Below are 26,845 nucleotides of genomic sequence, written 5' to 3' on the forward strand. Positions count from 1 at the left end.
GAAATTATTATAACGACTAAAACAACCTACCATTAACCGTGAAGCGGTGACATCACCATCCTAACCTAAGCCCCTTTACGTATCAGCCCTGCTAATGGAACTACAGACATAAAAAAAGTGCCCATGAAACCATGGACACTTAAGTGTAAAAGTATAAAAGCAAATTCTTATGCGTAAGCTACAGCATCTTTTGATGGTAATTTACTGTAACCCATTAAATATTCATCAACTTTACGAGCAGTTTCTCGCCCTTCGGAAATAGCCCAAACTACCAAGGATTGTCCTCTACGCATATCTCCAGCAGCAAAAACTTTCGCAATATTAGTTTGATAGTTTCCTTCAGCGGCCTTAACGTTGCCCCTTTCATCCAGTTCAACGCCTAATTTTTCAATTAAGCCTTCCTTTTGAGGATGCAAGAAACCCATAGCCAAAAGCACCAATTCACAAGGATACTCTTTTTCGGTACCAGGAATTTCCTTAAAGCCAAGCGGTCGTCCGGTAGCCAAATCAATATCCCATTCCACATCAACTACTTTCAGGGCTTTTAAATTACCTTGCTCATCTTTAACAAATTCTTTGGTATTTACCGACCAAGCCCTTTGTGCACCTTCTTCATGCGAAGTGGTAATTTTTAAGAGCATAGGATAGCTGGGCCAAGGCATGTGTTCTGTACGCAATTGCGGCGGCATTGGCATGATCTCAAATTGTGTTACTGATTTAGCACCGTGACGATTTGAAGTACCGATACAATCTGAACCTGTATCACCACCACCAATTACGATCACGTTTTTACCAGTAGCGGTAATCTCGTCGGCTTCTATTTTACGACCACCTACACGTTTGTTTTGCTGTTTCAAGAAATCCATTGCAAAATGAACTCCTTTGGCCTCCCTTCCGGGCAATTTCAAATCCCGAGGAATGGTTGAACCGCCAGCTAAAACAATAGCCTGATATTCACGCAACAAAGTGCTGATTTCTATATTTTCACCTACGTTAGCATTGTATTGGAATGTAATGCCCTCTTCTTCCATCAGCTTAATCCTTCTTTCTACTACATCTTTTTGTAATTTAAAATCGGGAATACCGTAACGCAGCAAACCTCCGGCAACATCATCACGCTCAAAAACAACCACTTCGTGCCCGGCTTTGTTCAATTGGGCTGCGGCCGCCAGTCCGGCAGGACCAGAACCTACAACAGCCACCCTTTTCCCTGTCCTAATTAAAGGTTCATTAGCTTTGATATAGCCCTTTTCGAACGCAATTTCAATGATATGCTTTTCAATTTCCTCAATAGATACTGGCGATTTGTTAATGCCCAATACGCAGGCACTTTCGCAAGGCGCTGGACAAATTCGACCAGTAAACTCTGGGAAGTTGTTGGTACTTAATAAAATTTCGGCAGCTTGTAGCCATTTGCCCTGATAAACGGCGTCGTTAAACTCAGGAATGACATTCCCTAAAGGGCAACCAGATTGGCAAAACGGCACGCCACAATCCATACAACGCCCTGATTGCTTGTTCAACTCGTCAGATGGCAATAGTGATACAAACTCGTTGTAGTGCTTTAAACGCTCTTGTGGCGTCTGTTTTGAAGGCGAAACTCTTTCGTATTCAAAAAATCCTGTCACTTTTCCCATCTTACTTAATTTTTACTTGTTGACGTTGTAATAAAACTGCTTTGTATTCTTTAGGGAAAACTTTCACAAAGTGTTGCGATTGATTTTCCCAGTCGCTTAAAATAAATTCTGCCACCTTACTGCTGGTTAACCTTGCATGGTTTTTCAGTAGCGTAAGTATCCTGGCCTCATCCTCTGGTTGTAGTGGATCAAGGTCAACCATTTCTGGATTGCACTTGTTGGCAAAAGTTTTACTGGTATCGTAAATCCAGGCCATACCACCACTCATACCAGCGGCAAAGTTGCTTCCTGTATCGCCCAAAATCAACACTTCACCACCGGTCATGTATTCGCAACCGTGGTCTCCTATGCCTTCCACTACCGCAGTAGCGCCTGAGTTACGCACTGCGAAACGCTCACCGGCTTTACCACGAACATACAGCTCACCCGAAGTTGCACCATAAAGCGCTACGTTACCGATAATGATATTTTGTTCAGGCACATAGTTGATGTTGGCAAATGGATAAACCACCAACTTTGCTCCCGATAAACCTTTACCTACGTAGTCGTTACCTTCGCCCTCTAAAGTAAGGGTTAGGCCTTTGGTAGCAAAGGCACCAAAACTTTGTCCAGCAGAGCCGAAGCATTTGAAGTTGACCGTATCTGGCGCTAAGCCTGCACTTTTATGCACTTTCGAAATCTCGTTAGATAACATTGTACCAATAGATCGGTCGGTATTTTTCACCTCAAAACTGGCAAATACTGGCTCATTATTTAAAATGGCTGGCTGTGCCGCTGCAATTAACTGATGATCCAATACTTTATCCAAACCATGGTCTTGGCTTTCAGTATTGTATAAAGGCTGACCATTTGCAGGTTCTTTATATAGAATTGGAGATAGGTCTACATATTTCAATTTCCAATCTGCATCGGCCACTTCTCTTGGTTTTAACAGATCAGACTGACCAACCATTTCATTTACGGTTCTGAAACCAAGCTCGGCCATTAATTCACGTACTTCCTGTGCAAGGAAATAGAATAAATTCACTACGTGATCAGCTTCGCCTGTAAACAGCTTCCTTAAATTAGGGTCTTGTGTAGCTACACCTACCGGACAAGTGTTCAAATGACATTTACGCATCATGATACAGCCCGATGTTACCAAAGCAGCAGTAGCAACGCCCCACTCCTCAGCACCTAACAAGGTCGCAATCACAATGTCCCTGCCTGTTTTTAACTGACCATCAGTTTGTAGTACAACCCTGCTTCTTAAACGGTTTTTCACCAAAGTTTGATGTGCTTCGGCCAAGCCAAGTTCCCAAGGCAAACCTGCATGTTGGATAGAGGTTAACGGTGAAGCTCCTGTACCTCCATCGTAACCAGAAACCAAAATCACATCAGCGTGTGCTTTGGCTACCCCAGCAGCAATAGTGCCTACACCTGCCTTTGATACTAACTTCACGTTAATTCTGGCAGCGCGATTGGCATTTTTAAGGTCGTAAATCAGCTGTGCCAAATCCTCTATCGAATAGATATCGTGGTGCGGAGGTGGCGAAATTAAACCTACACCCGGGGTAGAGTGACGAACTTTTGCGATCCAGTCATCCACTTTGTGGCCAGGCAATTGCCCCCCTTCTCCAGGCTTTGCCCCTTGAGCCATTTTAATCTGCAACTCATCGGCATTGGTTAAATAATAACTGGTTACGCCAAAACGTGCCGATGCGATTTGCTTGATCGCAGAACGCATGGAGTCGCCGTTGGCCATGGTTTGGTAGCGGATTTCGTCCTCACCACCTTCTCCTGTATTACTTTTACCGCCAATTCTGTTCATGGCAATGGCTAAAGTGGAGTGCGCTTCATGGGAAATAGACCCAAAAGACATCGCCCCTGTAGCAAACCTTTTAAAGATGTTCTCAATGGGTTCTACTTCATCGATGCTAATAGACGGACGGGAATAATTGAAATCGAACAAACCTCTAATGGTATAAGCCTGCGTAGTTTGCTCATTAACTAATTTAGAGTATTTCTTAAAGGTGGCAAAATCGTTTCTGCGCGTTGCATTTTGCAGCAAGTGGATCGTCTCCGGATTGAACAAGTGTTTCTCTCCACGTCGTCTCCATTTGTAGGTACCGCCCGCGGTTAAAATATGCTCTGTTTGGGTATGCTTGCCAAAAATACGGTTGTGCTTGATCAATGCTTCCTGAGCAATTTCATCCAAGCCCAAACCGCCAATACGAGAAACTGCCCCAGTGAAATGGGTATTTACCACTTGCTGGTTGATTCCTAGAATTTCGAAAATTTGTGCGCCGTGATAAGACTGTAAGGTGGAGATTCCCATTTTAGAGAAAATCTTCAACAAACCATCTTTCACTGATTTGATATAATTATAATTTAACTGATCTTGGGTTAAACCACTTTCTTTTTGGAAAGTATTGATGGTTTCTAAAGCTAAATAAGGATTTACCGCCGTAGCACCAAAGCCAATTAGGGTAGCAAAGTGGTGTACCTCCCAAACATCTCCCGCCTCTACTACAATACCTACGGCACCTCTGTAACCTTTTCTAATCAGGTGGTGATGCACCGCAGAAACTGCCAATAGAGAAGGAATGGCCGCGTGGGTTGAATCCAATGCCCTATCGCTCAAAATAATCACCTGGAAACCATCTTCCACAGCATCCACTGCGTAACGGCACAAACGATCCAAAGCTTTTTGCAACGAGCCCGCTTTTCCATCAGCCCTAAAATACATTTGTAGGGTTTTAGATTGGAACAAGCCTGTATCTATACTTCTTAATTTCTCTAATTCTTGGTTGGTTAATATTGGATGTTTAATCCCCACACAGTGGCACTGCATTTGATTTTCTTCCAATAAATTTCCATTGTTGCCCATAAACCCTGCCAAGCTCATCACTACTCGCTCACGGATAGGGTCAATTGGCGGGTTGGTTACTTGTGCAAACAACTGTTTAAAGTAGGAAGACAAGTGCTGAGGTTGTTTAGAAAGCACGGCCAGAGGAGTATCCGTTCCCATGGAGCCAATCGCTTCCTTACCATCTATGGCCATTGGCTTAAGCAATAAGTCTATGTCTTCTCTGGTATATCCAAATACCTGTTGGTAATTGAAAATAGATTCTTCTGAAAGATTGGTGAACATTACCCTTGGTTCAGGCAGTTCCTCCAATTTGATTTGATATTGGTTAATCCAGTCGGCATAAGGGCGGCGACCGCAAACTTGCTGTTTGATTTCGTCGTCACTAATGATACGTCCCTGCTCCATGTCCACTACAAACATTTTTCCAGGCGTTAACCTACCCTTTTCAATCACGGTGCTCTGGTCAATCTCAACCGCTCCCGATTCAGATGCCATGATCACTCGATCGTCGCTGGTTAATACGTAACGTGACGGGCGCAAACCGTTTCTATCCAAAGTAGCCCCAATTAAGCTACCATCAGTGAAAGCAATGGCTGCTGGGCCATCCCAAGGCTCCATTAACGAAGCATGGAATTGATAGAATGCGCTCTTGATCGGATCCATATCCTTGTTTCCGTCCCAAGCTTCTGGTATCAACATCATCAACACATGCGGCAACGAACGGCCTGCATGCAACAATAATTCTACTACATTATCTAAACATCCCGAATCTGACTGCGTTTCGTCAATCACCGGCAAAATCATGTTCAACTCCTCCGGAGTAAAATATGGTGATGCGAATGATTTCACACTTGACCTAAACCAGTTCAAATTACCTTGCAACGTATTGATCTCGCCATTGTGGGCAATATGCCTAAATGGCTGGGCCAAACGCCAAGACGGGAAAGTATTGGTTGCAAAACGAGAATGCACCAAACCAAACGCCGATACCATGCGCTTATCGCTAAGCTCGGCAAAGTAAGTGCGTACTTGTAAAGAGGTAAGCTGTCCTTTGTACACAATGGTTCGCGACGAAAAAGACGCTACGTAAAAATCCTGCTTACTGTCCTTTACAGAATTGTAAATGGTTTTGGTGATGTAAGTTTTAAGCACAAACAACTTACGTTCAAAATCAGCACCGGCAGGCACATTGTACGGGCGGGACACGTAAACCTGTTCAATTTCAGGCTCAACAGAAAGGGCCATCTGGCCGATATCCGTAGTATCTACCTGTACTTTTCTAAATCCAAGCACTTCGAAGCCCAGTTTCTCTGCGGTGCGGTAAATAATTTCTCGACACTCCTCTCTAGCCCTAATTTCCTTAGGCATAAAGAGCATACCTACACCATAGTCGCCGTATTGCGGCAGGCTAAATCCGGTACGCAAGCATTCGTCAAATAAAAATTCGTGGGGAACCTGTATCATGATACCGGCACCATCTCCGGTATTAGGCTCAGCTCCACATGCACCTCGGTGATCCAAATTCTCCAAAATGGTAAGTGCATCTGAAATGTTCTGATGTGATTTTCTCCCTTTCACATGGGCAACAAAACCTATACCGCAAGCGTCATGCTCAAAACTGTTGCGATACAAACCCTGTTGTTCATTTAAATTTTCCATTTATTAGTTGGTTGTAGTTAGTGTGTAGTGAACACTAAGATAAGGAAAAAAATCAACTAATTATATATTTGATAAAAAAATTATCAAAAAACAATATTATAGATAAAAATAAGCCTACATATTATCAATATATCAAAAGATAACGATACCAATTGAAATTTTATCAAAACAAACAGAAATACGCTGCCATGTTTAAATGATTTAAAGCAACATTCTATAAAAACTAGCGAAAATCGTACAACAGCCAACTTATTGGCAATTAATAACTTAAAAAAACATTAAAATTAAATGATTTTATATTTCGTAAAACGTATGCTTTTGCTACCTTTGTGCCGGGCAAGTCTTTTACGATCAGCTCCCTTTGAACTCCCCCAGGTTGGGAACAAAGCAAGGGTAGAAGGTTGTAGCGATGCGATAGAAGTTGCTTGCCCTTTTTTTACCCCCTAACCCCCTGAAGGGGGAATATAAATAATCAGGGTTTTTGTTCTAAAAACCTTTATTTAAATAAACATGAAATTTTTTATTGACACCGCCAATCTAGATCAAATTAGAGAAGCACAAGATTTAGGCGTATTAGATGGCGTAACCACCAACCCGAGCTTAATGGCCAAAGAAGGTATTACTGGGGATGAAAACGTTATCAATCATTATAAAGCAATTTGCGAAATTGTTGACGATAATGTAAGTGCAGAAGTAATTGCCACAGACTTTGACGGCATTGTGAAGGAAGGCGAAGCTTTAGCTGCCTTAAACCCCAAGATCGTGGTAAAAGTACCAATGATCAAAGAAGGCCTAAAAGCGATTAAATATTTCAGCGGAAAAGGCATTAGAACTAACTGTACGCTGATCTTCTCTCCTGCCCAAGCCTTATTGGCGGCTAAAGCTGGCGCTACGTATGTATCTCCTTTTTTAGGCAGATTAGACGATATTTCTACAGATGGCCTGCAGTTGATTGAAGACATCCGCTTGATTTTTGACAATTACGGATTTGAAACTGAAATCTTAGCGGCTTCCATTCGCGGACCATTACACATTGTTAATTGTGCTAAAATTGGCGCTGATGTAATTACCGCACCTCTTTCGGCAATTACCGGCCTATTGAAACACCCGTTAACCGATAGCGGTTTAGCTACTTTTTTGGCTGACCATGCCAAGGCAGCAGGAAAATAAGCAATAGCATACGTTATATAAAGGCCTTCAGATTGCTGGAGGCCTTTTTTGTTTCTTCTTTTTTATAAACCGTTTAAAATACCATATGTTTATCAGGATTTAGGTTTGGCATCCCGCCAAACTTCACAAGGTCAACGTAAAACATCCTCCTAGCCATATCTTTGATATTATGGCCAAAAAGATGGCATCCACACGTCCGGTTTATTTTTGCGCTAAGCATCAAAGCGCCTATCTATTCTTTAAAACTTTTTGGTTTTTATCAGGTTATGCTAACTTTACCATAATGAAAGCTCAAAATATACTCATCTCTCTATCGGTATTTGCCGCTACCATGTTGGCTAGCCGTACCTTTGCACAACATCAATTATCAGCCCCGCTTTGGGAAGCGAAAGAAAACCTGCCCGTGCCCGAATCAGTACTTTATAAAGCAGATACTAAGGAATTATTGGTAAGCTTGATTGATGGACCTGGCAACGTGAAGGACGGAAAAGGCGGTGTAGCCATCTTGAATTTAGATGGTTCGATGAAAAATGCACATTGGGTTACGGGCTTAAATGCGCCAAAAGGTTTGGCTATTTATCGCAATACTTTATATATAGCTGATCTTACTGCGGTAGTAAGTGTAGATATCCGTAGTGGGAAAATTAAAGACAAACTGGAAATTGAAGGTGCTGTTTTCTTAAATGACCTCACCGTTGATGACCAGGGTGCGGTGTATGTTTCGGATACCAGAACGCATAAAATCTATAAAATTGAGCATGGCAAATATGCTTTATTTATGGAAAATGTAAAAGGTGCCAACGGACTAAAGTGGTTAAACGATATGCTTTATGTTTTGGCGGGCACTGAGCTTTGGCAAGTGGATGCCCAAAAACAGGTAAAAGTAATTTCCAAGGGATTTGAAAAGGGTGGCGATGGCCTGGAGCCTATAGGTAATGGCGATTTTATCGTGACTTGTTGGGCAGGAATCATTTATTATGTAAAAGCCAATGGCGAATTTGAAAAGCTATTGGATGTGCAAGGCAAAATGAATACCGCCGATATTGGCTATAATGCTAAGGAAAGGATTATTTATGTGCCTACCTTTAACCAGAACAGCGTGGTTGCCTACCAGCTTAAATAAGGCGCAAAACATTTAGGGACAACAAATAGCATGCTGCCTATGGAAGGTAAAATACTGCTTTAACTGGTTATTCTGCCTGGAATGCCGAAACCAACTCCTGCAATTGCTGTGAAGAGATTTGGCTTGGGTCTTTATACTGTTTCTCCAGCAGTTCCTGCGCAATGCTAATTTTACCGCTCGTTGTCCTAATCAAACATTCGCCATTTTCGATGGTACTAGAAATATACCTACCAATCTGGCGGTTGACGTAAGAAAAACGGAGCACTAATTCATGAAAAATAAATACCGGATAATTCATACATTAAAGGTAGTTGTGCAATGTTAATTTAATGTTAACCAAAAATCACTAAAATATTAAATAGGTTATGGCAGTGTTAAGTTGCCCAAAACAGTGGCCTATACTTTTTTTACAGCTGTTTTGATTTCAACCTACTTAGGGTTTCCGGAGAGATATTTAAATAGGAAGCTACCATTTTATTGGAAAGCCTTTGAGCTAGGTGGTGCATGGATGAAATCATTTAAACACATAGCGGCATGATGATGATCGATGATGAAGCGACGCTGTGCGGCTAGGCGGTACATTTATTCAGCCCATTTTTGCCGGTCAATCTGATAAACGAAATTCAATTTGGGCTGTTCTCCAAAATAGGTTACTTCCTGTTCTGCTACTTTTTCGGCACCAATACGTCCCACGGCAATTTGGGAACGTATGTTGGAAGCTCCTACGTGCAAATTAACCTTGGATACAAATTGAAAAATATAATCCAACATGATCTTCTTCACAGAGAGGTTGATCCCTTTTCCCCAATAAGCGGTACCATAAAAGGTATAGCCTATTAAAATACTATCCTCTTTATCGTTATAATCATAAAACCTGGTGCTGCCTATTACCTTTTCATTTACCTTATCTACAATTTTAAAAGCACCATTACTCTGCATCGCCCCATCAAAAAAGGTTTTAAACACGTTTCTCTGCCAGCGATCTTTATTGGGATGCTGCACCCATATTTTTGGATCAGAAGCCACTTCATACAGTGCTTCAAAATCAGTTTCCCGTAAAGGAACAAGTCTCACATTGTCATCTTCCAAGGTAGGCTGTATGCTAAATGTCATCATCTTAAAGTTTTAGAAGTTATTAGGCAATATGGCAATGCTTTCGTATTTCATCGCTTGCACTACTCAAAAATCACATAATTTACCTTATCTACCCCCGTATTTCCCGTTTGCTCATCGTAGGCATACAAAGTTAGTTCATAGTTTCCGGGGGTATTGATCAAATCGCTTCCTTCAAACAAATTTGTAGAAACCCATGACATTTTAATTTCCTTGAGCAGTTTTCCATCCTTTTTTAGCATACCTTTCACCTCTATATCCTCGGAGTTCCATACGCCACCTTTTTCGATCACACAACCGCACATCATCACAATGTTGGCCTGAAACTGAAAAGGCTTATCCTTAATTTCCTTTAATGAAATGTATTGATGGGTTCTGGGCTTTAGGATATCGATGATAAATCCTGGGATTTCCAGGATGATACCCTCGCCCAAAATATGCTTGCCCGGTATCAGCCACAATTCGGTGGTGCTTACCGCTTGTGCCTGTTTGAGGTTATAGGGCGAAACAACCTCTATACTTACAAAAGTAGGTTCGCTGATGTCTATTTTCGCCAAAAAGCCTGCGGTGCTTTCTTCTACGATGGAGCTCCCACGGGTTTTAGGCTTTTTCATGATCAGATCGGTATTTCCGGTGCTTCCCGAAGTTTTCCCTTCGGCTAAAATTTGCCTATTGGTTTTATTTCTAACTACTACATAAGCACCACCGAGCGAACTGCCGATAAACTTGGCGTCCCTGGCCTTAGCCCTGATCATGATCTTGGTTTCAACGGCTGAAACTGATAAACCGTAGCAAAGGAGCATCCCGAGTAATAATTTTTTCATGATTCGTTTGTTTTTAAATACGACTGTTTAAATCGTTGGTGGAAAGAAGTGTTTTTCAACGCGGCATCGATCTGATCCAGATATTGAAGAATAGCCAAATCATCGGACAGCAGTTCTAAAATGGCATTTTCGCAGCTGTGCCAAATTTGCTCCAGCTGTGGCAGTAGTTTAACGGCTTTGGGCGATAGGGAAACCATTTGCTTTCGCTTATCTGCTTGGTCCTTTTTAACCAATACATAGCCCTTGTTGGACATTTTCTTTACCAGGGCCACTACCGACGGATGTGCGTATCCCAGGGCATCAGCAATGGTCACCATAGAAATTTCACCGCTCTTTTGCAACAACATGAATACCAGATACCAGTTAGGTTCAACATCAATGCGAAGTTCTTTGTAGAGTTTGCGCACATCGTGGGCCATGCGGTCGCTAATGCGCTTAAATCGGCTATCCAGCGCTTTATAGCCAAGGTCTTTGATAAAATCTGAGCTCATTGAAATTGTTTTGACCGTAAAGATATCAAAATAAAGCAAACTATATAGTTAACTTTATATTATATTGTTCACCCCACTCAAATTGATGGTGCCATAACTTCTCAAATCTCTTGTAAAAAACATCACACAGCTACTTTATCTCGTGCAGCATCCAAATGGAACAAGCGTAGTGCCCAGTATTGCCCATTGGCCCAGGTAACGATGTAAATCCTAGTTTTTCGTATGCCGCCACGGCCGAACTAAGCTCGGGCATGGTTTCCAGATAGATTTTTCGATAGCCTGATGACTTGGCAAAGTTGATACATTTCAACATGAGCTGCTTGCCTATGCCTTTTCCGCGGCTTGCGGCCGACATATACATTTTAACTAATTCTACGGTATCGCTTGGTAAACCATCAGATGGATAAATACCGGCTCCTCCCAAAACCTCTCCGTTTTCTTCGGCAATAAAATAAGCTGTTCCTTCCTGCTGAAAGCTCTCAAACAAATGGTCGGTACTTTCGTCAAAATAAGCGGTACCCGGTATGTTCAGCCCAAACTCCTTTAAACTATCCCTTAGAATTTTGGCCATGGGCATATTGTCTGCTGGCAAAATAGATCTGATATTCATATAAGGGCAAATATCGTATATATAACAGAAAAGCGCATGGAAAAGATCGATGTTTAATATCTTTCTGGAGGAGATGCTATGACGCTCGTCTGGCTTGCCATCGCCTTTTTTGAAGGAAGGGAAAAACAAAGACTTTCACTTGCGCATTGAAAAAGATAGCGATGCTTAAATGGAAGTACCCTCAATAATTTACCTCCTGCCCTTTAAACCTATCCATTTAAAGCAACCATAAGGTAGCTTTAAACCGCAATGAGGGCACATTGTCATTATTTATATTAAAAATAACTGAAAATCAATAAATTATACGTATGTTTACAGCTTAATAAATAATATAATGCAACAAGGAACAGTAAAATTTTTCAATGAATCAAAAGGTTTTGGATTCATTGTACCTTCTAATGGCGATGCCGAAATTTTTGTACACATCTCAGGTTTAATTGACCAAATTCGTGAAAACGATAGCGTTAACTATGAAGTTGAGCAAGGCAAAAAAGGCTTAAACGCTGTTAATGTAACCATCGCTTAAGACAATCCTTCTTATAATTGGGAACATCCGCCTGTTTGCGGATGTTTTTTTTTGCTTCAGGTTTTGGGGAGAGTGATGTGGTGGTTTTATTGTGATGAAGATGGTTGGTTTGGTCATACGATGATTGAAGTATGGGTAATGATTGGCGATAAATGGTTGGTGATAACACCAACCAGAGGTAAACAATGAAGATGGTTGGTTTGGCCATACGATGATTGATATATTGGTAATGGTTCGCGATAAGAGTAGTTGGTGATAACACCAACCAGAGGTAAAAATCGTATTATTGCACTGATTAACCCCGTAAAAGCATGTTTCGTCATATTGGTACCAGGCGGAATTTTATACACAATCTGCGCCTGGCTGTATTACTGTGTTTTACCGCAGGCTTTGTGAACGCCTGTGGCTTTCTGGCTTTTGCCACACTTACCACAAATGTTACCGGGCATGCGGCCATCCTGGCGGTTAAGATAACCGAAGCAGATCTTACAGGGGTATTGGTCATTCTTGTTTGGCTTTTATTGTTTTTAACCGGTGCATTTTTATCCAGTTTTTATATTCATAAAGTCGGTCGTGATAAGGTATACGCTTACACCTTACCCATGATGGTTGAGATCCTCATTTTATTGGCAGTGGCCATATGGGGGCATAATTATGGCAACACGATTATCAATCATGAGCTTTTCCCGGGAAGTTTATTATTTGCAATGGGCGTACAAAATGCGATGGTGTCCATGGTCTCAGGATCCGTTGTGCGTACCACGCACCTCACAGGCATCTTTACAGATCTGGGAATAGATCTGTCTGTATTGGCACAAACTGCTGCCGGTACTGCCGGAGAATTGAAAAAGAGGATTTATCTGCGGATGATGATCATTGTTTTTTTCCTGGTAGGTGGGATTGCCGGAGGCTTTGTATATCATGAATTAAAGAATGCCGCCTTTTTGATACCGGCCGGTGTATTGGTCATCACGATTGTTTATGATTATTTCAGGGTGAGATGGAGGCGAAAATGGTTACATGCTATGAGAAGGAAAAATCAATGATAGTGTGTAAGTATCTCTATTAATTGACCGAAATTTAATATTTTTTTATGCCGCCTCTATTTTATCCACCGGGAGACTTGTGTCGTTTAAATCTGTTCTGATTATATCAGGATACCGGAAAAGCATTCATGATAAAGTATATTTAAGTCTTCCTTAAAATGTTGAATAGCGGACCGGACGATACAGGGTGCGAGGCAACTAAAGTGCTATAGTAGTACTACAGCTGGTACCATAATAAGGAGATGTATCAAAAATAAACGACAATCAATATCCATCAGGGATCCGAATAAAACGAGACTGCCTCATACTTTTGAGACAGCCTCTTAATGGTTAATACACCGTTTGGATCAAGCGTTGAAAGGGTTATTCAACTTTCTTATATGAACTTTCTAAAATGTTAGTCTGGCAGAAAGAGCAGCTCAAACTGGGTTTGCACGGCCTCCATGGAAGCTGCTGCGTCAGCCATTACGGGGCCGTTATTTGAAAATAAGCTATTGCCATGCAGTGGCAGCGAATCCCAGGCTGCAGCCAGGTTTCTGGCAGCCTCTTCACCAAACAGTTTCCATACCAGGGCAATGGTGCTGGGGTGTACCGTACCGGCGCCACCTGAAGTAAAGATCTTTTGCTCCTCATGAATACGCCATGCCAGGCGTGGCGACATTACGGGAGTGCCCAGGGCAGGCAGGCGCCTGGCGAATATGGCCGTGCTCGATACCTCAAGCCCTTTCAATATGCCCGAACGGTGCAGTACGCCAACACCCGAGCAGTTGGCCGCTACCCATCTTCCTTCCTCATGGTGTGAACGGATCAGGTCAAGGATACGTTGATCTTTTGAAGCCTCTCCGCCACCAAGTCCTCCCGGAATATAAAGCACATCAAAACGGTCCTCAGATGATACCACCCGCTGGCTTTCCAGAGTGGCTCCCATATGGGTATGGATAGGTCCTTCGTCAAAACCACCCAGCGTTACTTCAAGTTGTTGTCCGCTATGCGATAATGTCCATGCCAAAGACCGCATCAGCTCCCAGGCAGCCAAAAGATCTTGTTCGCTTACTTGGGGAAAGGTTAAAAAATGGATCGATTTTATCTCTCCTGCACTTTTACTTTGTTGTTCCATAAAATAAAAATTGTTTTAAAAATATAATTGTTAATAGATGTACTGGATCATGTGAAGCTCTTATGGTGGCTACTTAACCTTTTTCCAGATAGCGCCGTTTTTGGTGACTGATTTTTCCAGGAGTCCTTTTGATACAAGGCTGTCTAGCACCTGATCGCTTTCGCTTCTTTGAACACCCGATAGCTCGGCAAACTCCCTGGCCGTAAGGGTGTGGTAAGCGGAGAACAGGGACTGCCAATTTTTGTCGTAGGTGTTTTTAGTGACTTGCGGAAGCAGTTTTAAAATGGCATTTTCATAAAAAGCATAGGGTTTTGACCCATAAACCAATTCTTTATGCCCTGCACTATCCATAAAAAACAGGATTGGAAAACCTCTTACGCCGTACTCTCGGGCCATTTGCAGATCTTTCTCAAAGGCGGCCCTGGCCTGGCCTTCAAAATCGGTTTTTAGCTGATCGGCATCCAAACCTACCGCTACGGCAGCCTTGGCAAGATGTTCCCATTTGGTAATGTTTTTCTTTTGCAAAAACACCATCTCCCTTATTATCCGTAAAAACAGCACTGCTTTTTCCTGGTCCTGCAATTGTGCGGCCTTGAAGGCAATGGATGGCGGGTAGGAAGAATTTAAGGGGTCTTCCAGCCATACATCCCCGTCAATGGGCATATCATAGTAAACGCTTACCTCATCCCAGTGGTGGGCTACGTCCGAAGGTTTGCTGATGCCTCCGCTGTTGTAATTCCAGTTGGGCAGCAAGCCTCCCATGTGGTATTCAATCTCAATGTTGTGGCCATATTCCAGGTTCAGTTTTCTCAACTGCGGCTCTATACCCCAGCAGGATGAACAGATCGGATCGGTAAAATAAATTACCTTAACAGGCTTGGTTTTTGGCTGAACACTACCCTTGATTGCATGATGAGTGTTACTTCCAGGCATTTCGCAGGTACCTGTTTCAGGATCGCATAAAAGCGGATTGGTTGGTGTTGTTTCGTCTGTCATTTTCTTACGCTTTGTTTGTTGCCCCATACAACTTGTAAAAGTCATCAGCAGTATTGCCATTACACTTTTTATGATTGTACGGGTACTCATTTTGTCAATATTTCCGAAGTGGCAAACTCTTCCATCCGTGCAATAAGCCCGTTTTTGATGGTATAAACCTGCACCCATTTTTGTTGCTGCTCCTGGCTGGTTTTCTTTACCCTTTGGTGTTCCTGTCCCAAAACCACTACTTTGTTGCCTTCAACAATATATTCCAGCGGTTCAAAACTGATCATATCGGCGTAATCCAGTATGCCCGAAACAAAGGAACGTACGCCTTCAAATCCTTTATAGGTAGCTTGGGGTATAATCTGGGTGCCGTGGTATATCCAAACGGTATCTGCCGATACGGTTTTCAGGAAGCCTTCCATGTCGCCCTTGCCAAAGGCAGCGAACATTTCTTCTACAATTGATTTTGATGCATTAATCATTTTTAACTGTTTTTAAATACAATATCAAAATTATAAGCTCTGTAGTTTACAAACACTATCCATTACCTTTTAGAAACTGATTACCTATTGGTAACTAATCCTTAAATTTTGTACCTTTACCTGGTTAATTAATTGTAAAAACCGATGAAGAAACAAGCTGTTTGTAATACGACAACCCAATGCCAGTCGAGGATATTGGCCATAAAGGATGCCATGGAAATATTATCGGGCAAATGGAAGTTTCATATATTGGGAACCCTGCTGTTGAACGACAAAATGCGGTTTATGGATTTGCTACGGGAAATAGAGGGCATTGCGCCCAAAATGCTTTCCAAGGAATTACAGGACATGGAAATGAACCAGTTGATTACCCGTACCGTTATTGATACAAAGCCAATTACGGTGGAGTATGCACTTACGGCCGCGGGCCGAACCGTAAGTCCTTTGATTGATGAACTGGCTGGTTGGGGAACGGCTTACCGACATACGCTTTACAATAAGAAAGATGCGTGATTACTTAACCTGTTATACATTGAGCTAACCAACAGTCAATAGAGGTAACTCTATAAGTCGGAGTTGTTTTCCATACTGCGTTTCGTGTTTTTACGCTTAAGCAGAGAGGCATCGGCTTTGCCAAAGCGATACATAAAACTCAGTTTCACCAGTTGCGGATTAACCAGCCTGTAATAATCCTGTACAAAGCCAGTGCCTTCAGAAAACTGGTCAGATTTTCGGCTGCGAAAAATGTCGGTTACACCTAAAGTCAAGGCCTTTGCGTTTTGTTTGCCAAATGATTTTTTAATGGCCATATCTGCACCAAAAAAGGGCCTGATATATCCCTGTGATGCGCTTTGTGCCTGTGGCCGCGGCCCATAACTTTGGACGTTATTTACGGGCAGATTGGTTTTACCCTGGTACTCTGCCGAAAGCTGGATATCAAAGCCCATTGGCAGTTTAAAAGTATTGTTCATTTTACCAAAGAAACTCCACATAGTTTGCTGCACGGTGGCGGTTGGGATATTGTTTGAATTTATACGCCCCCTGTAAAGATTGGCATTTAGGCTAAAATCCCAAAATTTGGCCAACCGGTTAACGGTAGTGATTTCAAAACCGTAGGCAGATCCATAATCGGCATTGTTGAAACGGTTGATATAAACATCTTGACCAGTCGAGGGATTTTTTTCCATGTCCATGTATCTGATAATTAAATTATTTGTTTTTTTATAATAGGCCGAAACCAGAAACGTTTGGTTTGCGGAAAAGGTTTTCATGTATGAAAACTCTGCGGCGTTGGTGAATTCAGGCAACAGATTGGGGTTTCCGCTGTTGATGTTCAGGTTATCGGTATAGTCGGTATAGGGAGTTAATTGGTAAAATGTAGGGCGGTTGATGCGCCTGGTGACGCTAAGCTGTAATTGTTGATCCTTTTTTAGCTTTTGTGTAAGAAAAACCGAAGGAAACAAACTTAAGGGATAGTTATTTTTTACTTGCTGGCCATTGTGTAAGTTACCGGTAAAACTGGAGCTTTCGGCCCTGATGCCAATTTGATACCCGAAATTTTTTATATTGCTGGATATGGATAAATAAGCTGCGTACACTTCATTATCTACCTTGTAGCTGCTACCCTCATTTTCTATTTTCTCAAAATCTGCCGCACCTGGTAATAACAGATAGCTATCATTTTGATTGCTTAGTGGGCTGATTTGGGCACGCAGGCCAGCTTCCAATTTTGTTGTTGGCGTAATTGCGTCTGAATAGTCAGATTGTATAACCAGCACCTTGTTGTTCGCTTCAATGAAGTTTTGTCGGGCAACGGGGTTTGAGATGTTGCCGGTAACATTAAAAACTTCATTGTTTATAAGACTGTTCCCATCCACCATTTTGGTGGAATAGTTCACATCTGCTGTCCACTCTCTTCCATTTTTTGGAAAATTATGCTTGATGCTTAATTCCAAAGCAGTACCATCAATCTCCCTTTTGGTGTTCGAAACCCGCCTTCCAGAACTGCTTCGGGCGGTGTTAACGAGGTTTTCGGTAGTAATGCCAATGGTTTCATTGGGTTTAAATTTTCCATACATCACCAGTCCTGACAGGCTGAGTGTTGTTCTGTTGGTAACGAAATAATCCATCCCTAGTTTGCCCATTGAAAAAATATCATTGGTTTTGATATGGCTGTTCTGTGAGATATTTTCGGGATTGTTATTGCTAAAATTGTATCGGTCTGTAGTTCCCCGAGTACGGTCTTTACTGTGCTTGGCTATTAACGAGGCAGTGATGTTAATTTTGTCCTGCCTAAGGTTAAGGCTGCCCACAAGGTTTTTGCCAGCCCTGCTATCGGTTCCAGCAATGAGGTTGCCATTATAGCCTTTTTGTTTGTTTTTCTTCAGTACAATATTCACTATACCAGCGTTACCCCCAGCCGCATCATATTTGGCTGACGGATTGGTGATCACTTCTACACTTGCTATGCCATCGGCGGGTATCTGGTCCATGGTTAATGCGGTTGGCCTGCCGTCTATATAAATTTGTGGCGTGGCATTCCTCATTTTTACGTTGCCATCAACATCTACCTGTACCGAGGGTACGTTACGCATTACATCTATGGCGGTTCCGCCAATACTAACCAGGTTTTGCGCCACGTTGAATGTTTTTTTATCCATGTCAATCTGCATCGGCAGCCTGGTTGCCGTTATGGTTACTTCGGCCAGTTTTATATCGTTTTCTGTAAGCACAATATTGCCCAGGTCTTTATCCATGTTCGTATTTTGCCCTCCCCAGCCACTATTTTGGCCGGCTCCGCCTGCGTTGCCGAAAGTAACTGGTAAGCTAAGCGGTTTAAAGCCGATACCTGAAATTTTTATAAGGAGGGTACCATACGCTGTTAGCCCGTCCAGGCTAAAATCGCCGTTGGCAAGTGTTGACGCTGCTTTTAACAGCAATTCTTTGTTTGTCCTGGGCGTATCGGGCTCCTTCCTTAAGGCCATCACCGAAATATTGGGTATCCCCTTGCCGCTGGCATCAACAATTTTTCCGTAAATGCGGGCTATGGTGCCCTGCCTGCCTGGCACGGCTTGCTGCGATTGTGCTGAAACGGCAAAAATTGACAGGAGAAATACGACGATTAAAAGAGATTTATTTTTCATGTGCATGTGTATGTTTTTTTAGGCTGTAACGCTTCTTTTCTGGAAGCCGATGAAGCAAAATTATAAGGATGCTGATATGCTTAGGGGTAGAATAGACAAGTCCTGAAACTGTGGCGACAAAAAGAGAATTTTCAGCGATTTGTGTTTGAGCTGTTGATTTACTTTTAACAGATCAACTATTTTGTAAATATCTATACTATTACTTTTTTAAGCACATGATTTACCTGCAATAGTTGTTATTTAATATTCTGCTGAGCATTTTAATGATTAACTTTACACAGCTTTGGAAATTTTATAGCCTTGTTTTAGATATCCAATGCAACCTATATCTACAGAAATGAAAAACATACCTCAATCCCACTATATCAGCTTTGTGCTGCACGTACTCATTTGGCTTACGTTGCTGTTGTTGCCCTATGTTGTTTCCAATGCGGCCAATCACTATAGTATAGGTTCTATTCCCGCATCGTTTTTCTCCATCAACTGGCTTATACACCTGGTACTTTTTTATGGCAATGCTTTTTACCTGGTGCCCAAGCTGTTTAAACGGCAATACTGGGGATTTTACATCCTTACCAGCACCGTTTTAGTATTATTATCTTATGTACTGAAATACAATATTCTTAAAGTATGGTTTCCAGCGCTTGTGGATGATCAGCCTGCCCACAAATTTATTTTTGCGCCGTCTATCGTAATAGTTGTGATCAGTTTTATATACCGAATGGTGGTGGACAGGATACGTTTTGAAAAAGAACAGGCAGACAGCAGGGCCGAACAACTTGCCAATGAGCTTAAGTTTCTCCGTTCCCAGATCAGTCCGCACTTTATGTTCAATGTATTGACCAACCTGGTTTCGCTGGCCAGAAAAAAGTCAGACCAGCTTGAAACATCACTTATTACACTTTCAGACCTGATGCGTTACATGCTTTACGAGACACAGCACAAAAAAATTGAGTTGAGGAAAGAAATAGCCTATCTGGATAACTATATGGCACTGCAAATGCTGAGGTTTGCAAGCGATGTAAAGATTGACTACAAGGTTAACCTTAACGATCTGGATGCCGATACTACAATTGAGCCGATGCTGCTGATCCCCTTTGTAGAAAATGCCTTTAAGCATGGCACAGGGTCTGCTACAACGCCGTGGATGATGATCAGGCTGGAGGTTGATCGGCGCAAGCTGCATTTTGAGGTTAAAAATCCGTATGGCGCCAAAATAGAACCCAATGGAATTGAGCGTTCGGGAATTGGCCTCGGCAATATAAAATTGAGGCTTGACCTTCTTTATAAAAACAGCTATTCATTAACCATCAACGACAAGGAAAATATTTTCCATGTTATTTTAACACTCCAACTATCATGATGCGCTGTATTATTGTTGACGACGAACAGTTGGTTCGGGAGCTTTTGGAGGACAATGTGCGCCAGGTGCCGTTTTTACAGCTTGAACATTCCTGTAAAAGTGCCATGGAAGCAATAGGCGTACTACAGGCCAAACAGATTGATCTTATCTTTCTTGATATCAGGATGCCTGGGTTGAACGGGCTACAGTTTTTACAATCGTTAAACAACCCGCCATTGGTGATTTTGATTACGGCCCATGAGGAGTATGCCTTGCAGGGATTTGAACTTAGGGTGGCAGACTATATTCTAAAGCCTTTTAGTTTCGAACGTTTTCTGAAAGCCTGCAACCATGCGAACGAATTATTTGGCCTGAAGAACAAAAGCAAGGCTCCTATTGAAAAAAACATGGATTTTTTCGTCAACGTGGAATATACCCTGGTAAAGATCATTGTTGATGATATCGAATACGTGGAAAGTATGAAAGACTATATCAAAATTCACCTGTCATCAGCCAACAAACCCATACTGACCCGTATGACACTTAAAGCTATTGAAGAAAAGCTGCCAGTAGAAAGGTTTATACGCACACACAAGTCTTTTTTGGTGGCCAGTTCAAAAATTACGCATATCAAACGTGATTTTGTTTGCATTGGTTCATCGGAAATACCGGTAAGCGATGGTTATAAGGATAATGTAAAAAGGGTGTTGAATGATGATGGGGAATAAAAGCATATCATTTATACTGCCCCCAAATAACAAGTGTTTATTTATACTTAAGTTGATATAATTGACCATTAGGATGATTGGCATGATCACCAACCAAAGAATGAACTGTCAGTAATGTTGGTGATAACACCAACTAAGGGTTAAATGAATAGCTGGGGCGATCAATTTTTCTACTCATAGTTAAACATTTTGATATATAAAAGCGGTTGAATTTATCCTTAATTTAGCTGTTAACCCTTTGACGTGTTGCTGAAATAAAAAACCTACAAATCCATTAACTAAACAAGACGGCCCCAAAACCATGAAGTATCTCTTTTTATTATTCTTATTCCTCTCCATCAACGCCAAAGCGCAGGATATTGAAGTTTTACTGATTGGTGTTTCCCATGATTACAGTAAATATCCCAAACAAAATTTTTCCAGCATCCATCAAAAAATCAGGAAGTTTAAGCCCGATGCCTTTTTTGGAGAGTTTTTAAGCAAGGAAGACGAGCAGTTGGTGATGGATTATTGGTGCAAACAGCCCAATATTAATCGGCTAAAAATGCTGAGGAGCAACCAACCCATACCAGAAGCCTTACTGCCGCGTACCATTGATAGCTTGAAAAAACGATCCTTGCAACAACCTCGTGATTATCGTATAAAAACAGCGCTGGCCCATGCCTATTACCTTAATCAAGATGTGGCCAATGCCCATTATCAATTTTGGCAAGTCCATCACTTTTTACAGCAGCAAGCCAATGCCGAACTGGAAGACTATGTAAACAAATTGCTGAGCCCTAAGTTAGATACCACTGGACGAAGCATGAGAAGGCTGAAAACTTCGGAATATGCCTTTATCGCCTTCCCTATGATGCAGGAATTGGGCATGAAGGAATTGCTGGCCATGGACAACCAAGAGTACGATTTGAATTGGCAAGCCTCTTGGGGAGCGTTCGATACAGCATTCGCTTTGTTTAGGAAAAACCTGACGGATTCTCTTAAAACGCAATTGAAAGCAGCTTTAACCACCATTAACAATGGTTATGCGAAATACAATCAAATCGAAAGCACTTCCAATACCGTCACCGAATGGCTGAACACCGATGAAGCTTCCCAAATTTCGGCCTCGGGCGATTTCTATTTGCCTGTGATGTATGACATGAAAGGCTTCCCTAAAGAAGAAATGCTATCGAAAATACATTGGTGGATCAAGAGAAACGAGGGCATGTGCCACAATGTAGTGAACAGGGCCAAAAAGGCAGGCGCTAAAAGAGTGGTGGTTTTGGCGGGTGCCAATCATAGAAAATACATGCAGGACATTTTCAAGACCATGCCCCACGTAAAGGTGCGCAACATTAATGAGGTGAACTAGTGGTTACATCCTGAATGAACAACCGCTTAGGAAATGTGGCAAGACATTTTACTTGTAGTGGTATAAACAAAGCCTCACATTGCTGTGAGGCTTTCGGTGATCTTGCTGGCATTTGGCCTGCTGTGGGTTGATTATTCTTTCGTTTCAATTGACGCCCGTTTTGGTTTTGCCACCCATTTACCAAGCATTGCAGACAACACGTAAGTAGCTATTTTATGCGGTTTTTAAATGGGATGCTATCAACGACAAAATCATTGGTAACCGCATTAGTTCCATTACTTTTTAACCAATTTATGGGCTGTTTCTGTTCCCTTTCCAGATAGCAAAAGGTAGTATACGCCACGCACATATGCGGAAAGGTCGAGGCTCAACTGGTTGGTACCTGCTGCAATGGGCATCGTTCTGAGGATTTTTCCGTTATTATCCAACAGCTTTGCGGTCGAGTAGGTTTCGGCCTTAAAGGTCACATTTGCGCTTGCCAGTGTAGGATTAGGATAGATGGTGACCGCTGTTGTTGCCATGGCAAATGAAACGGACGTGGTTTGCAGGGTACGCTCTGTACCGTTCATATCTACCTGCGCCAGCTTATAATAGTTGTCGCCAAGTATAGGCCGCTTATCCATATAGCGGTAGCTTTTGGTCACCGAACTGTTCCCGCTTCCGCCAAGCGTACCTATAGCGGTAAAAATGCCATCAGCCCCGCTGCGATAAACAATGAATTCTTTATTGTCCGTTTCGGAGGCCGTTGTCCAACTTAAAGCCACCTCATTGTCCTTGATGGAGGCGTTAAAGCTTGTCAGGCCAACGGGCAGGGTAATTGGAATGACTGGGCCCCGCAAAGGACTTTCTACCGCCGTTCCGTTCAACGTGCCGTCCCTGGGTGTCACCTCAAAAGAAATATACTTGTTCACGTCAACGGCAGTAAGCACATAGCTTGTCGAGGTAGCGGCGGCAATGGCTGTTTTGTTAAGGCCAGCAGCATTGTCGGATCGATACCATTTAAAAGTAGAACCATTCTCTACATTGTTTTCGGGATCTGCATAAGTATAGGTCCCCGTTAAGGTTTGGCCCTCCTTGGTGGTCCCCGTATTTACCACATTACTGGCAGAAGGTGCTGTATTGGTTACGGACGACAGGCGGAAATGATCAAAGGCCATGGCGCCGGGGCTTTGGTTGTTCACAAAAATCCTGATCCTGAGGTCGAGTGTAGTGCCGGTACCTGTAATATTTCCAGAAATTTCGGTAAGGGCACTTCCTAACGCGGGACCATCGCCAACCATATCGCCATTGGTATCTTGTGCCATTTTTCCACCGTTTGCTGTGGCATCGTTGGGATAAATCGCAATCGACTGCTGCCAAGTTGCACTGCCATCAATGCGATATTCTATGATCATATAATCTAGCGCAAAGTTATTTGCGGCATCGTTAAAGAAGATGCCCTGAAATGTTGCCGCCCCATTTGCACCGAACAAGCCCTTAAAGGTGATGCCTGATTTTCCCGCGATGTTGATGCCAGACCAGGTGATGGATTGTGCCGCAGAAACGGTATTGTTGCTGCCGCAGGAAGGGCCACGGTCGATATCCATAGCACCAAAGTATTTTGAACTGTTGTATCCGGTAAAGGGATCTGGCCAAGTAATATCCGACCCATCAGTTCTTTTAAAGAACCCCGAGATACATTTAAATTCGGCAATGGAGGTGGTTCTGCTGCCCACAGATGGCGAACCAGTGTCCTCAAAATTGTCTGACCAAAAAGTTTGCGCCACGGCATTTACCGAAATTGCAGTGACCAAGAGGATAAATAGATAAAGCTTTTTCATATTTCTTTTTTCACGAAGGAAATAGGTTTGAGCCTTCATCACCTAATACTATTTAACCTTTATCTGCTACTTTTTTATCTATACAGGCATGGGAAAGTATTTCGGTTTGTTCCCTTAGAAATGATTTGCTTTAGGGTGCTATAGGTTTTAATTGAAACAACCACCAAAAAGGCATGAAACGAAAAAGCCTCACATTTCTGTGAGGCTTTTTGTGATCCCAATGGTCGAAATACCAAACACTTTTATTGAGGATTGTAAGAAAATAATAGCTTTAAGAGAAGAATAACTATATTAATTCAATAAAATTATAAACTCATGCGAAATTGTTACTTTTAGTTAAATTTAGATTGTATGAGTTTAACACATTTTAACGCAAAATTCAAATCGCACTTAGAATTGTTCAACACTAGCCCGTATTTGTTTATTGGGTCAGGATTATCAAGACGATACTTGCAACTTCCAACTTGGTATGATTTGTTAGAGGAGTTTTCGAAGAAGCTTGAATTGCCATATGAATTCGGTTATTATGCTTCTCAAATCGAGGGTGACTTGCCAAAATTGGCTTCTGTATTAGCTGATGAATTCCATAAGATTTGGTGGACTTCAGATAGTTTTGCTGAAAATCGAAAAAAGTATAATAAGGAAGCGCAATTTAGTACTCAGCAACCATTTAAAATAGAATTAGCTTTATTTGTGTCCACCCGTGGAATCCAAAGCGAGCAATTTAACGATGAGATTGAATTGCTAAAATCTTCTATAATTGATGGAATAATTACTACAAATTGGGATGATTTCACAAATAATTTACTTGAAGGTTTTGAGATTTTTGTTGGTCAAAATCAGCTTTTGTTTTCAGATACTGCAGCCATAGGAGAAATCTATAAAATACATGGCTCAGTAACACAACCCGATAGCATAGTTGTCACCAAAGAAGATTATATTTCCTTCCATAAGAAAAATCAGTTTTTAGCGGCAAAATTATTCACGATTTTTGCTGAACATCCGATTATTTTTTTAGGTTATTCATTGTCTGATTCAAATATTATTGATATTCTAAACTCAATAGTTGAATGTGTTGACAATCAGAACATAGAAAAGTTAAGGGATAGACTGATTTTTGTAGAGTGGGGTGCTGATTATGATGACCCTCAAATACTTGACGGTAATATCGTTATAGAAAAATTACCTCTGCCAATTAAACATATAAAGTTGAACTCTTTTGTTCCATTGTTTAAGATATTAGCTACTTTAAAGCAAAGGTTACCAGTTAAGGTACTAAGGAAGTGTAGATCTGCTGTTTACGATCTTGTAAAAACCAGTAACCCAGTAAAAACTATGCTTATTGGTGATTTGGAGAACATCAATGATGATGATGACATACAATTTGTAATCGGAGTTGGGGTCGCAAGCCAATACTCCGAGCATGGTTATATCGGAATATCCAATGATGATATTTTTGAAGATATTATTTATGAAAACAAAAATTGGGACTCCGAGATTGTTATCAAGGATGTCATACCTAAATTATTGAAAGGTAACACGTACTTGCCATTATATAAATATCTTCGTCAATCAGGGGAATTAGATGATAATGGACAGCTATTTGAAACAGAAAGGTTCGGTGCTAAAGTAATTAATGCAGTAAGGGATAATAATGTTAAAGTATATTATCCTAAAGGTATTAGTTATTTAAGAAGACATGCAGAGGTTAGGGATAATTGTACAGGAGTAAAACATGTAGTTGAAACATATGGTAACAAACATGCATTTTACTATATACCATTTCTAAAGAGAGAAAATATTGACTTAGATGATTTATTAGATTTCTTAAAAGAAAACTATAGTAATGAAACAAAAAAACAAACTGACTTAAAGAAAATTGTTTGTTTTTATGATTATCTTAAACATGGTTTGCAACTTGATGCAAAATTACCAGCAGGTCATTAATCGATTAACGACTATAATATTCTAATCTTCAATCAAAATTAATGTCCCAGATGGGTTAATCAAACCAGGCCGTACATTTATTTTTTGACCGAGTTGATAGCTTTTTTCTGTTTCCAATATACCCTCAATCCAAATATGAGGTATCAATATACTCATTGACGCATTTCTTTTCACACTGCCAATAACAATTCCTTGATAAGTTTTGCCATAATCTAAATTTTCCTGTCTATTTATATTATTTTTTGTAAGGCCTTTCAAACTTAAAAGTATCTTATTTTTTTCAAAGTCAATTTTTTTTAGCTGAAGTGGTATATCATTAAGACATTCGCCAAAGTTTATGCAAGCATCTACCCAGCCATTGTTACTCACATCACTGCGGAACAGTATGGACTCATATGATTTACCAGAATGTTTCATCTCATAAACAATACCCCAATTATATGCTTGGATTACTTTCATGTGTTTCAATATTTGCCCTTCACCAAAATTATCTTTAATCAAAGCAAGCGGATGGGGAATGATGGTTTTGAAAGTTCCAATTAGCTTAAATTTGTTTTTGTCAATATCCTTTATGAAAACTTGCTTCTTTGCACCAACACGGTAATCAATTGATTCACCATTCCATGACATTTCATATTTAGGGATATAAATTTTGAGTTTAGGGCTAACTAAAGTTCCGTTAATCCCATATGGTGTAATTTCATCAATTATAAAATCAACAACCTTGTCCTTATTTTGAGTAAAATATTGTTGATATGGATTTGCCTTTTCTTGTTTTAATGAAAGTATGACCAAACCATCTTCTTTGTCTATACGCTTCACATGACTGTAGATTATTCCAAAACTGGCCACTGCTTTTTTTGCAAACTGGCCACATC

The 26,845-nt window shown here is 41.3% G+C and carries 22 protein-coding genes and 1 other RNA gene; 10 read left to right on the plus strand and 13 right to left on the minus strand.

Going from position 1 to position 26,845, the window contains the following annotated elements; genetic code table 11:
• Positions 1-167: 167 nt before the first annotated feature.
• Both DUT71_RS05880 and gltB read right to left on the minus strand, forming a co-directional pair.
• Entirely contained in the window at positions 168-1,637 is a 1,470-nt protein-coding gene (locus DUT71_RS05880; protein WP_113661575.1) for a glutamate synthase subunit beta, read from the minus strand.
• Between the two features lies 1 nt (position 1,638).
• Positions 1,639-6,147: a glutamate synthase large subunit gene (gltB, locus tag DUT71_RS05885; protein ID WP_113661576.1), complete on the minus strand. Its 4,509-nt coding sequence runs from the start codon at positions 6,145-6,147 to the stop codon at positions 1,639-1,641.
• Between the two features lie 334 nt (positions 6,148-6,481).
• On the opposite strand from gltB, the gene ffs reads away from it, so the two are divergent.
• The 3 genes from ffs (at position 6,482) to DUT71_RS05900 (ending at position 8,440) form a co-directional block, all read left to right on the plus strand.
• Positions 6,482-6,581: signal recognition particle sRNA small type (gene ffs / locus DUT71_RS05890), an RNA gene on the plus strand.
• Positions 6,582-6,657: 76 nt separating this feature from the next.
• Positions 6,658-7,317: a fructose-6-phosphate aldolase gene (gene fsa / locus DUT71_RS05895; protein ID WP_113661577.1), complete on the plus strand. Its 660-nt coding sequence runs from the start codon at positions 6,658-6,660 to the stop codon at positions 7,315-7,317.
• Positions 7,318-7,600: 283 nt separating this feature from the next.
• Positions 7,601-8,440, plus strand: a complete 840-nt coding sequence (locus DUT71_RS05900) for an SMP-30/gluconolactonase/LRE family protein (protein WP_113661648.1) — start codon at positions 7,601-7,603, stop codon at positions 8,438-8,440.
• Positions 8,441-8,507: 67 nt separating this feature from the next.
• Here the strand turns inward: DUT71_RS05900 and DUT71_RS05905 are convergent, their stop codons facing one another.
• From DUT71_RS05905 to DUT71_RS05930, 5 genes are all read right to left on the minus strand, one after another.
• Entirely contained in the window at positions 8,508-8,738 is a 231-nt protein-coding gene (locus tag DUT71_RS05905) for a hypothetical protein (RefSeq protein WP_113661578.1), read from the minus strand.
• 284 nt (positions 8,739-9,022) lie between these two features.
• A complete protein-coding gene (locus tag DUT71_RS05915; protein WP_240186868.1) occupies positions 9,023-9,556 on the minus strand; it encodes a GNAT family N-acetyltransferase in 534 nt (177 codons plus the stop codon).
• A 59-nt stretch (positions 9,557-9,615) separates the two neighbouring features.
• A complete protein-coding gene (locus DUT71_RS05920) occupies positions 9,616-10,377 on the minus strand; it encodes a hypothetical protein (protein ID WP_113661580.1) in 762 nt (253 codons plus the stop codon).
• Positions 10,374-10,868, minus strand: a complete 495-nt coding sequence (locus tag DUT71_RS05925; protein WP_113661581.1) for a MarR family winged helix-turn-helix transcriptional regulator — start codon at positions 10,866-10,868, stop codon at positions 10,374-10,376. Before DUT71_RS05925 ends, DUT71_RS05920 begins: the two co-directional genes overlap by 4 nt.
• A 130-nt stretch (positions 10,869-10,998) precedes the next feature.
• Positions 10,999-11,478 carry a GNAT family N-acetyltransferase gene (locus DUT71_RS05930; RefSeq protein ID WP_113661582.1) on the minus strand — a complete coding sequence of 160 codons (480 nt, stop codon included), beginning with the start codon at positions 11,476-11,478 and terminating at the stop codon, positions 10,999-11,001.
• Between the two features lie 334 nt (positions 11,479-11,812).
• Between DUT71_RS05930 and DUT71_RS05935 the strand changes: the two genes are divergently transcribed.
• A complete protein-coding gene (locus tag DUT71_RS05935) occupies positions 11,813-12,004 on the plus strand; it encodes a cold-shock protein (protein ID WP_113661583.1) in 192 nt (63 codons plus the stop codon).
• 311 nt (positions 12,005-12,315) lie between these two features.
• The gene (locus DUT71_RS05940; RefSeq protein WP_113661584.1) at positions 12,316-13,050 is read left to right on the plus strand and encodes a YoaK family protein; all 735 of its coding nucleotides are present in this window, start codon (positions 12,316-12,318) and stop codon (positions 13,048-13,050) included.
• Positions 13,051-13,447: 397 nt separating this feature from the next.
• On the opposite strand, the gene DUT71_RS05945 is transcribed toward DUT71_RS05940, so the two are convergent.
• The 3 genes from DUT71_RS05945 to DUT71_RS05955 all read right to left on the minus strand — a co-directional run bounded on the left by DUT71_RS05945 (position 13,448) and on the right by DUT71_RS05955 (position 15,633).
• Complete coding sequence (locus DUT71_RS05945) at positions 13,448-14,167, minus strand: DJ-1/PfpI family protein (protein WP_113661585.1); 720 nt, start codon at positions 14,165-14,167, stop codon at positions 13,448-13,450.
• A gap of 69 nt (positions 14,168-14,236) precedes the next feature.
• Positions 14,237-15,163 (minus strand): ClpXP adapter SpxH family protein, encoded by a 927-nt coding sequence (locus DUT71_RS05950; protein ID WP_113661649.1) that lies wholly within the window; start codon positions 15,161-15,163, stop codon positions 14,237-14,239.
• An 86-nt stretch (positions 15,164-15,249) separates the two neighbouring features.
• On the minus strand, positions 15,250-15,633 hold the full coding sequence (locus DUT71_RS05955) for a nuclear transport factor 2 family protein (protein WP_113661586.1): 384 nt from the start codon (positions 15,631-15,633) through the stop codon (positions 15,250-15,252).
• A gap of 144 nt (positions 15,634-15,777) precedes the next feature.
• Here DUT71_RS05955 and DUT71_RS05960 point away from each other — a divergent pair, with 144 nt between their 5' ends.
• Positions 15,778-16,146 carry a winged helix-turn-helix transcriptional regulator gene (locus tag DUT71_RS05960; protein WP_113661587.1) on the plus strand — a complete coding sequence of 123 codons (369 nt, stop codon included), beginning with the start codon at positions 15,778-15,780 and terminating at the stop codon, positions 16,144-16,146.
• A gap of 50 nt (positions 16,147-16,196) precedes the next feature.
• Here DUT71_RS05960 and DUT71_RS05965 read toward each other — a convergent pair whose 3' ends face one another.
• A complete protein-coding gene (locus tag DUT71_RS05965) occupies positions 16,197-18,776 on the minus strand; it encodes a TonB-dependent receptor (protein WP_162795952.1) in 2,580 nt (859 codons plus the stop codon).
• A 337-nt stretch (positions 18,777-19,113) separates the two neighbouring features.
• On the opposite strand from DUT71_RS05965, the gene DUT71_RS05970 reads away from it, so the two are divergent.
• From DUT71_RS05970 to DUT71_RS05980, 3 genes are all read left to right on the plus strand, one after another.
• Entirely contained in the window at positions 19,114-20,139 is a 1,026-nt protein-coding gene (locus DUT71_RS05970) for a sensor histidine kinase (protein WP_113661650.1), read from the plus strand.
• Positions 20,136-20,846, plus strand: a complete 711-nt coding sequence (locus DUT71_RS05975) for a LytR/AlgR family response regulator transcription factor (RefSeq protein WP_113661589.1) — start codon at positions 20,136-20,138, stop codon at positions 20,844-20,846. The genes DUT71_RS05970 and DUT71_RS05975 overlap by 4 nt, the downstream gene beginning before the upstream one ends.
• Positions 20,847-21,147: 301 nt before the next feature.
• Positions 21,148-22,200 carry a DUF5694 domain-containing protein gene (locus DUT71_RS05980; protein WP_113661590.1) on the plus strand — a complete coding sequence of 351 codons (1,053 nt, stop codon included), beginning with the start codon at positions 21,148-21,150 and terminating at the stop codon, positions 22,198-22,200.
• Between the two features lie 275 nt (positions 22,201-22,475).
• Here DUT71_RS05980 and DUT71_RS05985 read toward each other — a convergent pair whose 3' ends face one another.
• Positions 22,476-24,020 carry a T9SS type A sorting domain-containing protein gene (locus DUT71_RS05985; protein ID WP_162795953.1) on the minus strand — a complete coding sequence of 515 codons (1,545 nt, stop codon included), beginning with the start codon at positions 24,018-24,020 and terminating at the stop codon, positions 22,476-22,478.
• 351 nt (positions 24,021-24,371) lie between these two features.
• On the opposite strand from DUT71_RS05985, the gene DUT71_RS05990 reads away from it, so the two are divergent.
• On the plus strand, positions 24,372-25,967 hold the full coding sequence (locus DUT71_RS05990; RefSeq protein WP_113661592.1) for an SIR2 family protein: 1,596 nt from the start codon (positions 24,372-24,374) through the stop codon (positions 25,965-25,967).
• Between the two features lie 21 nt (positions 25,968-25,988).
• On the opposite strand, the gene DUT71_RS05995 is transcribed toward DUT71_RS05990, so the two are convergent.
• Positions 25,989-26,845 (minus strand): hypothetical protein (locus DUT71_RS05995; protein WP_162795954.1); only part of this gene is annotated, 857 nt, incomplete at its 5' end.

The organism is Pedobacter nanyangensis, from assembly GCF_003313505.1.
Taxonomy (GTDB): domain Bacteria; phylum Bacteroidota; class Bacteroidia; order Sphingobacteriales; family Sphingobacteriaceae; genus Pedobacter; species Pedobacter nanyangensis.

What these genes read in the sequence shown, in the direction of transcription:
- DUT71_RS05880 (WP_113661575.1), bottom strand. Translation starts at nt 1,637, where the DNA reads ATGGGAAAAGTGACAGGATTTTTTGAATACGAAAGAGTTTCGCCTTCA.
- gltB (WP_113661576.1), bottom strand. Translation starts at nt 6,147, where the DNA reads ATGGAAAATTTAAATGAACAACAGGGTTTGTATCGCAACAGTTTTGAG.
- fsa (WP_113661577.1), top strand. Translation starts at nt 6,658, where the DNA reads ATGAAATTTTTTATTGACACCGCCAATCTAGATCAAATTAGAGAAGCA.
- DUT71_RS05900 (WP_113661648.1), top strand. Translation starts at nt 7,601, where the DNA reads ATGAAAGCTCAAAATATACTCATCTCTCTATCGGTATTTGCCGCTACC.
- DUT71_RS05905 (WP_113661578.1), bottom strand. Translation starts at nt 8,738, where the DNA reads ATGAATTATCCGGTATTTATTTTTCATGAATTAGTGCTCCGTTTTTCT.
- DUT71_RS05915 (WP_240186868.1), bottom strand. Translation starts at nt 9,556, where the DNA reads ATGATGACATTTAGCATACAGCCTACCTTGGAAGATGACAATGTGAGA.
- DUT71_RS05920 (WP_113661580.1), bottom strand. Translation starts at nt 10,377, where the DNA reads ATGAAAAAATTATTACTCGGGATGCTCCTTTGCTACGGTTTATCAGTT.
- DUT71_RS05925 (WP_113661581.1), bottom strand. Translation starts at nt 10,868, where the DNA reads ATGAGCTCAGATTTTATCAAAGACCTTGGCTATAAAGCGCTGGATAGC.
- DUT71_RS05930 (WP_113661582.1), bottom strand. Translation starts at nt 11,478, where the DNA reads ATGAATATCAGATCTATTTTGCCAGCAGACAATATGCCCATGGCCAAA.
- DUT71_RS05935 (WP_113661583.1), top strand. Translation starts at nt 11,813, where the DNA reads ATGCAACAAGGAACAGTAAAATTTTTCAATGAATCAAAAGGTTTTGGA.
- DUT71_RS05940 (WP_113661584.1), top strand. Translation starts at nt 12,316, where the DNA reads ATGTTTCGTCATATTGGTACCAGGCGGAATTTTATACACAATCTGCGC.
- DUT71_RS05945 (WP_113661585.1), bottom strand. Translation starts at nt 14,167, where the DNA reads ATGGAACAACAAAGTAAAAGTGCAGGAGAGATAAAATCGATCCATTTT.
- DUT71_RS05950 (WP_113661649.1), bottom strand. Translation starts at nt 15,163, where the DNA reads ATGACAGACGAAACAACACCAACCAATCCGCTTTTATGCGATCCTGAA.
- DUT71_RS05955 (WP_113661586.1), bottom strand. Translation starts at nt 15,633, where the DNA reads ATGATTAATGCATCAAAATCAATTGTAGAAGAAATGTTCGCTGCCTTT.
- DUT71_RS05960 (WP_113661587.1), top strand. Translation starts at nt 15,778, where the DNA reads ATGAAGAAACAAGCTGTTTGTAATACGACAACCCAATGCCAGTCGAGG.
- DUT71_RS05965 (WP_162795952.1), bottom strand. Translation starts at nt 18,776, where the DNA reads ATGAAAAATAAATCTCTTTTAATCGTCGTATTTCTCCTGTCAATTTTT.
- DUT71_RS05970 (WP_113661650.1), top strand. Translation starts at nt 19,114, where the DNA reads ATGAAAAACATACCTCAATCCCACTATATCAGCTTTGTGCTGCACGTA.
- DUT71_RS05975 (WP_113661589.1), top strand. Translation starts at nt 20,136, where the DNA reads ATGATGCGCTGTATTATTGTTGACGACGAACAGTTGGTTCGGGAGCTT.
- DUT71_RS05980 (WP_113661590.1), top strand. Translation starts at nt 21,148, where the DNA reads ATGAAGTATCTCTTTTTATTATTCTTATTCCTCTCCATCAACGCCAAA.
- DUT71_RS05985 (WP_162795953.1), bottom strand. Translation starts at nt 24,020, where the DNA reads ATGAAAAAGCTTTATCTATTTATCCTCTTGGTCACTGCAATTTCGGTA.
- DUT71_RS05990 (WP_113661592.1), top strand. Translation starts at nt 24,372, where the DNA reads ATGAGTTTAACACATTTTAACGCAAAATTCAAATCGCACTTAGAATTG.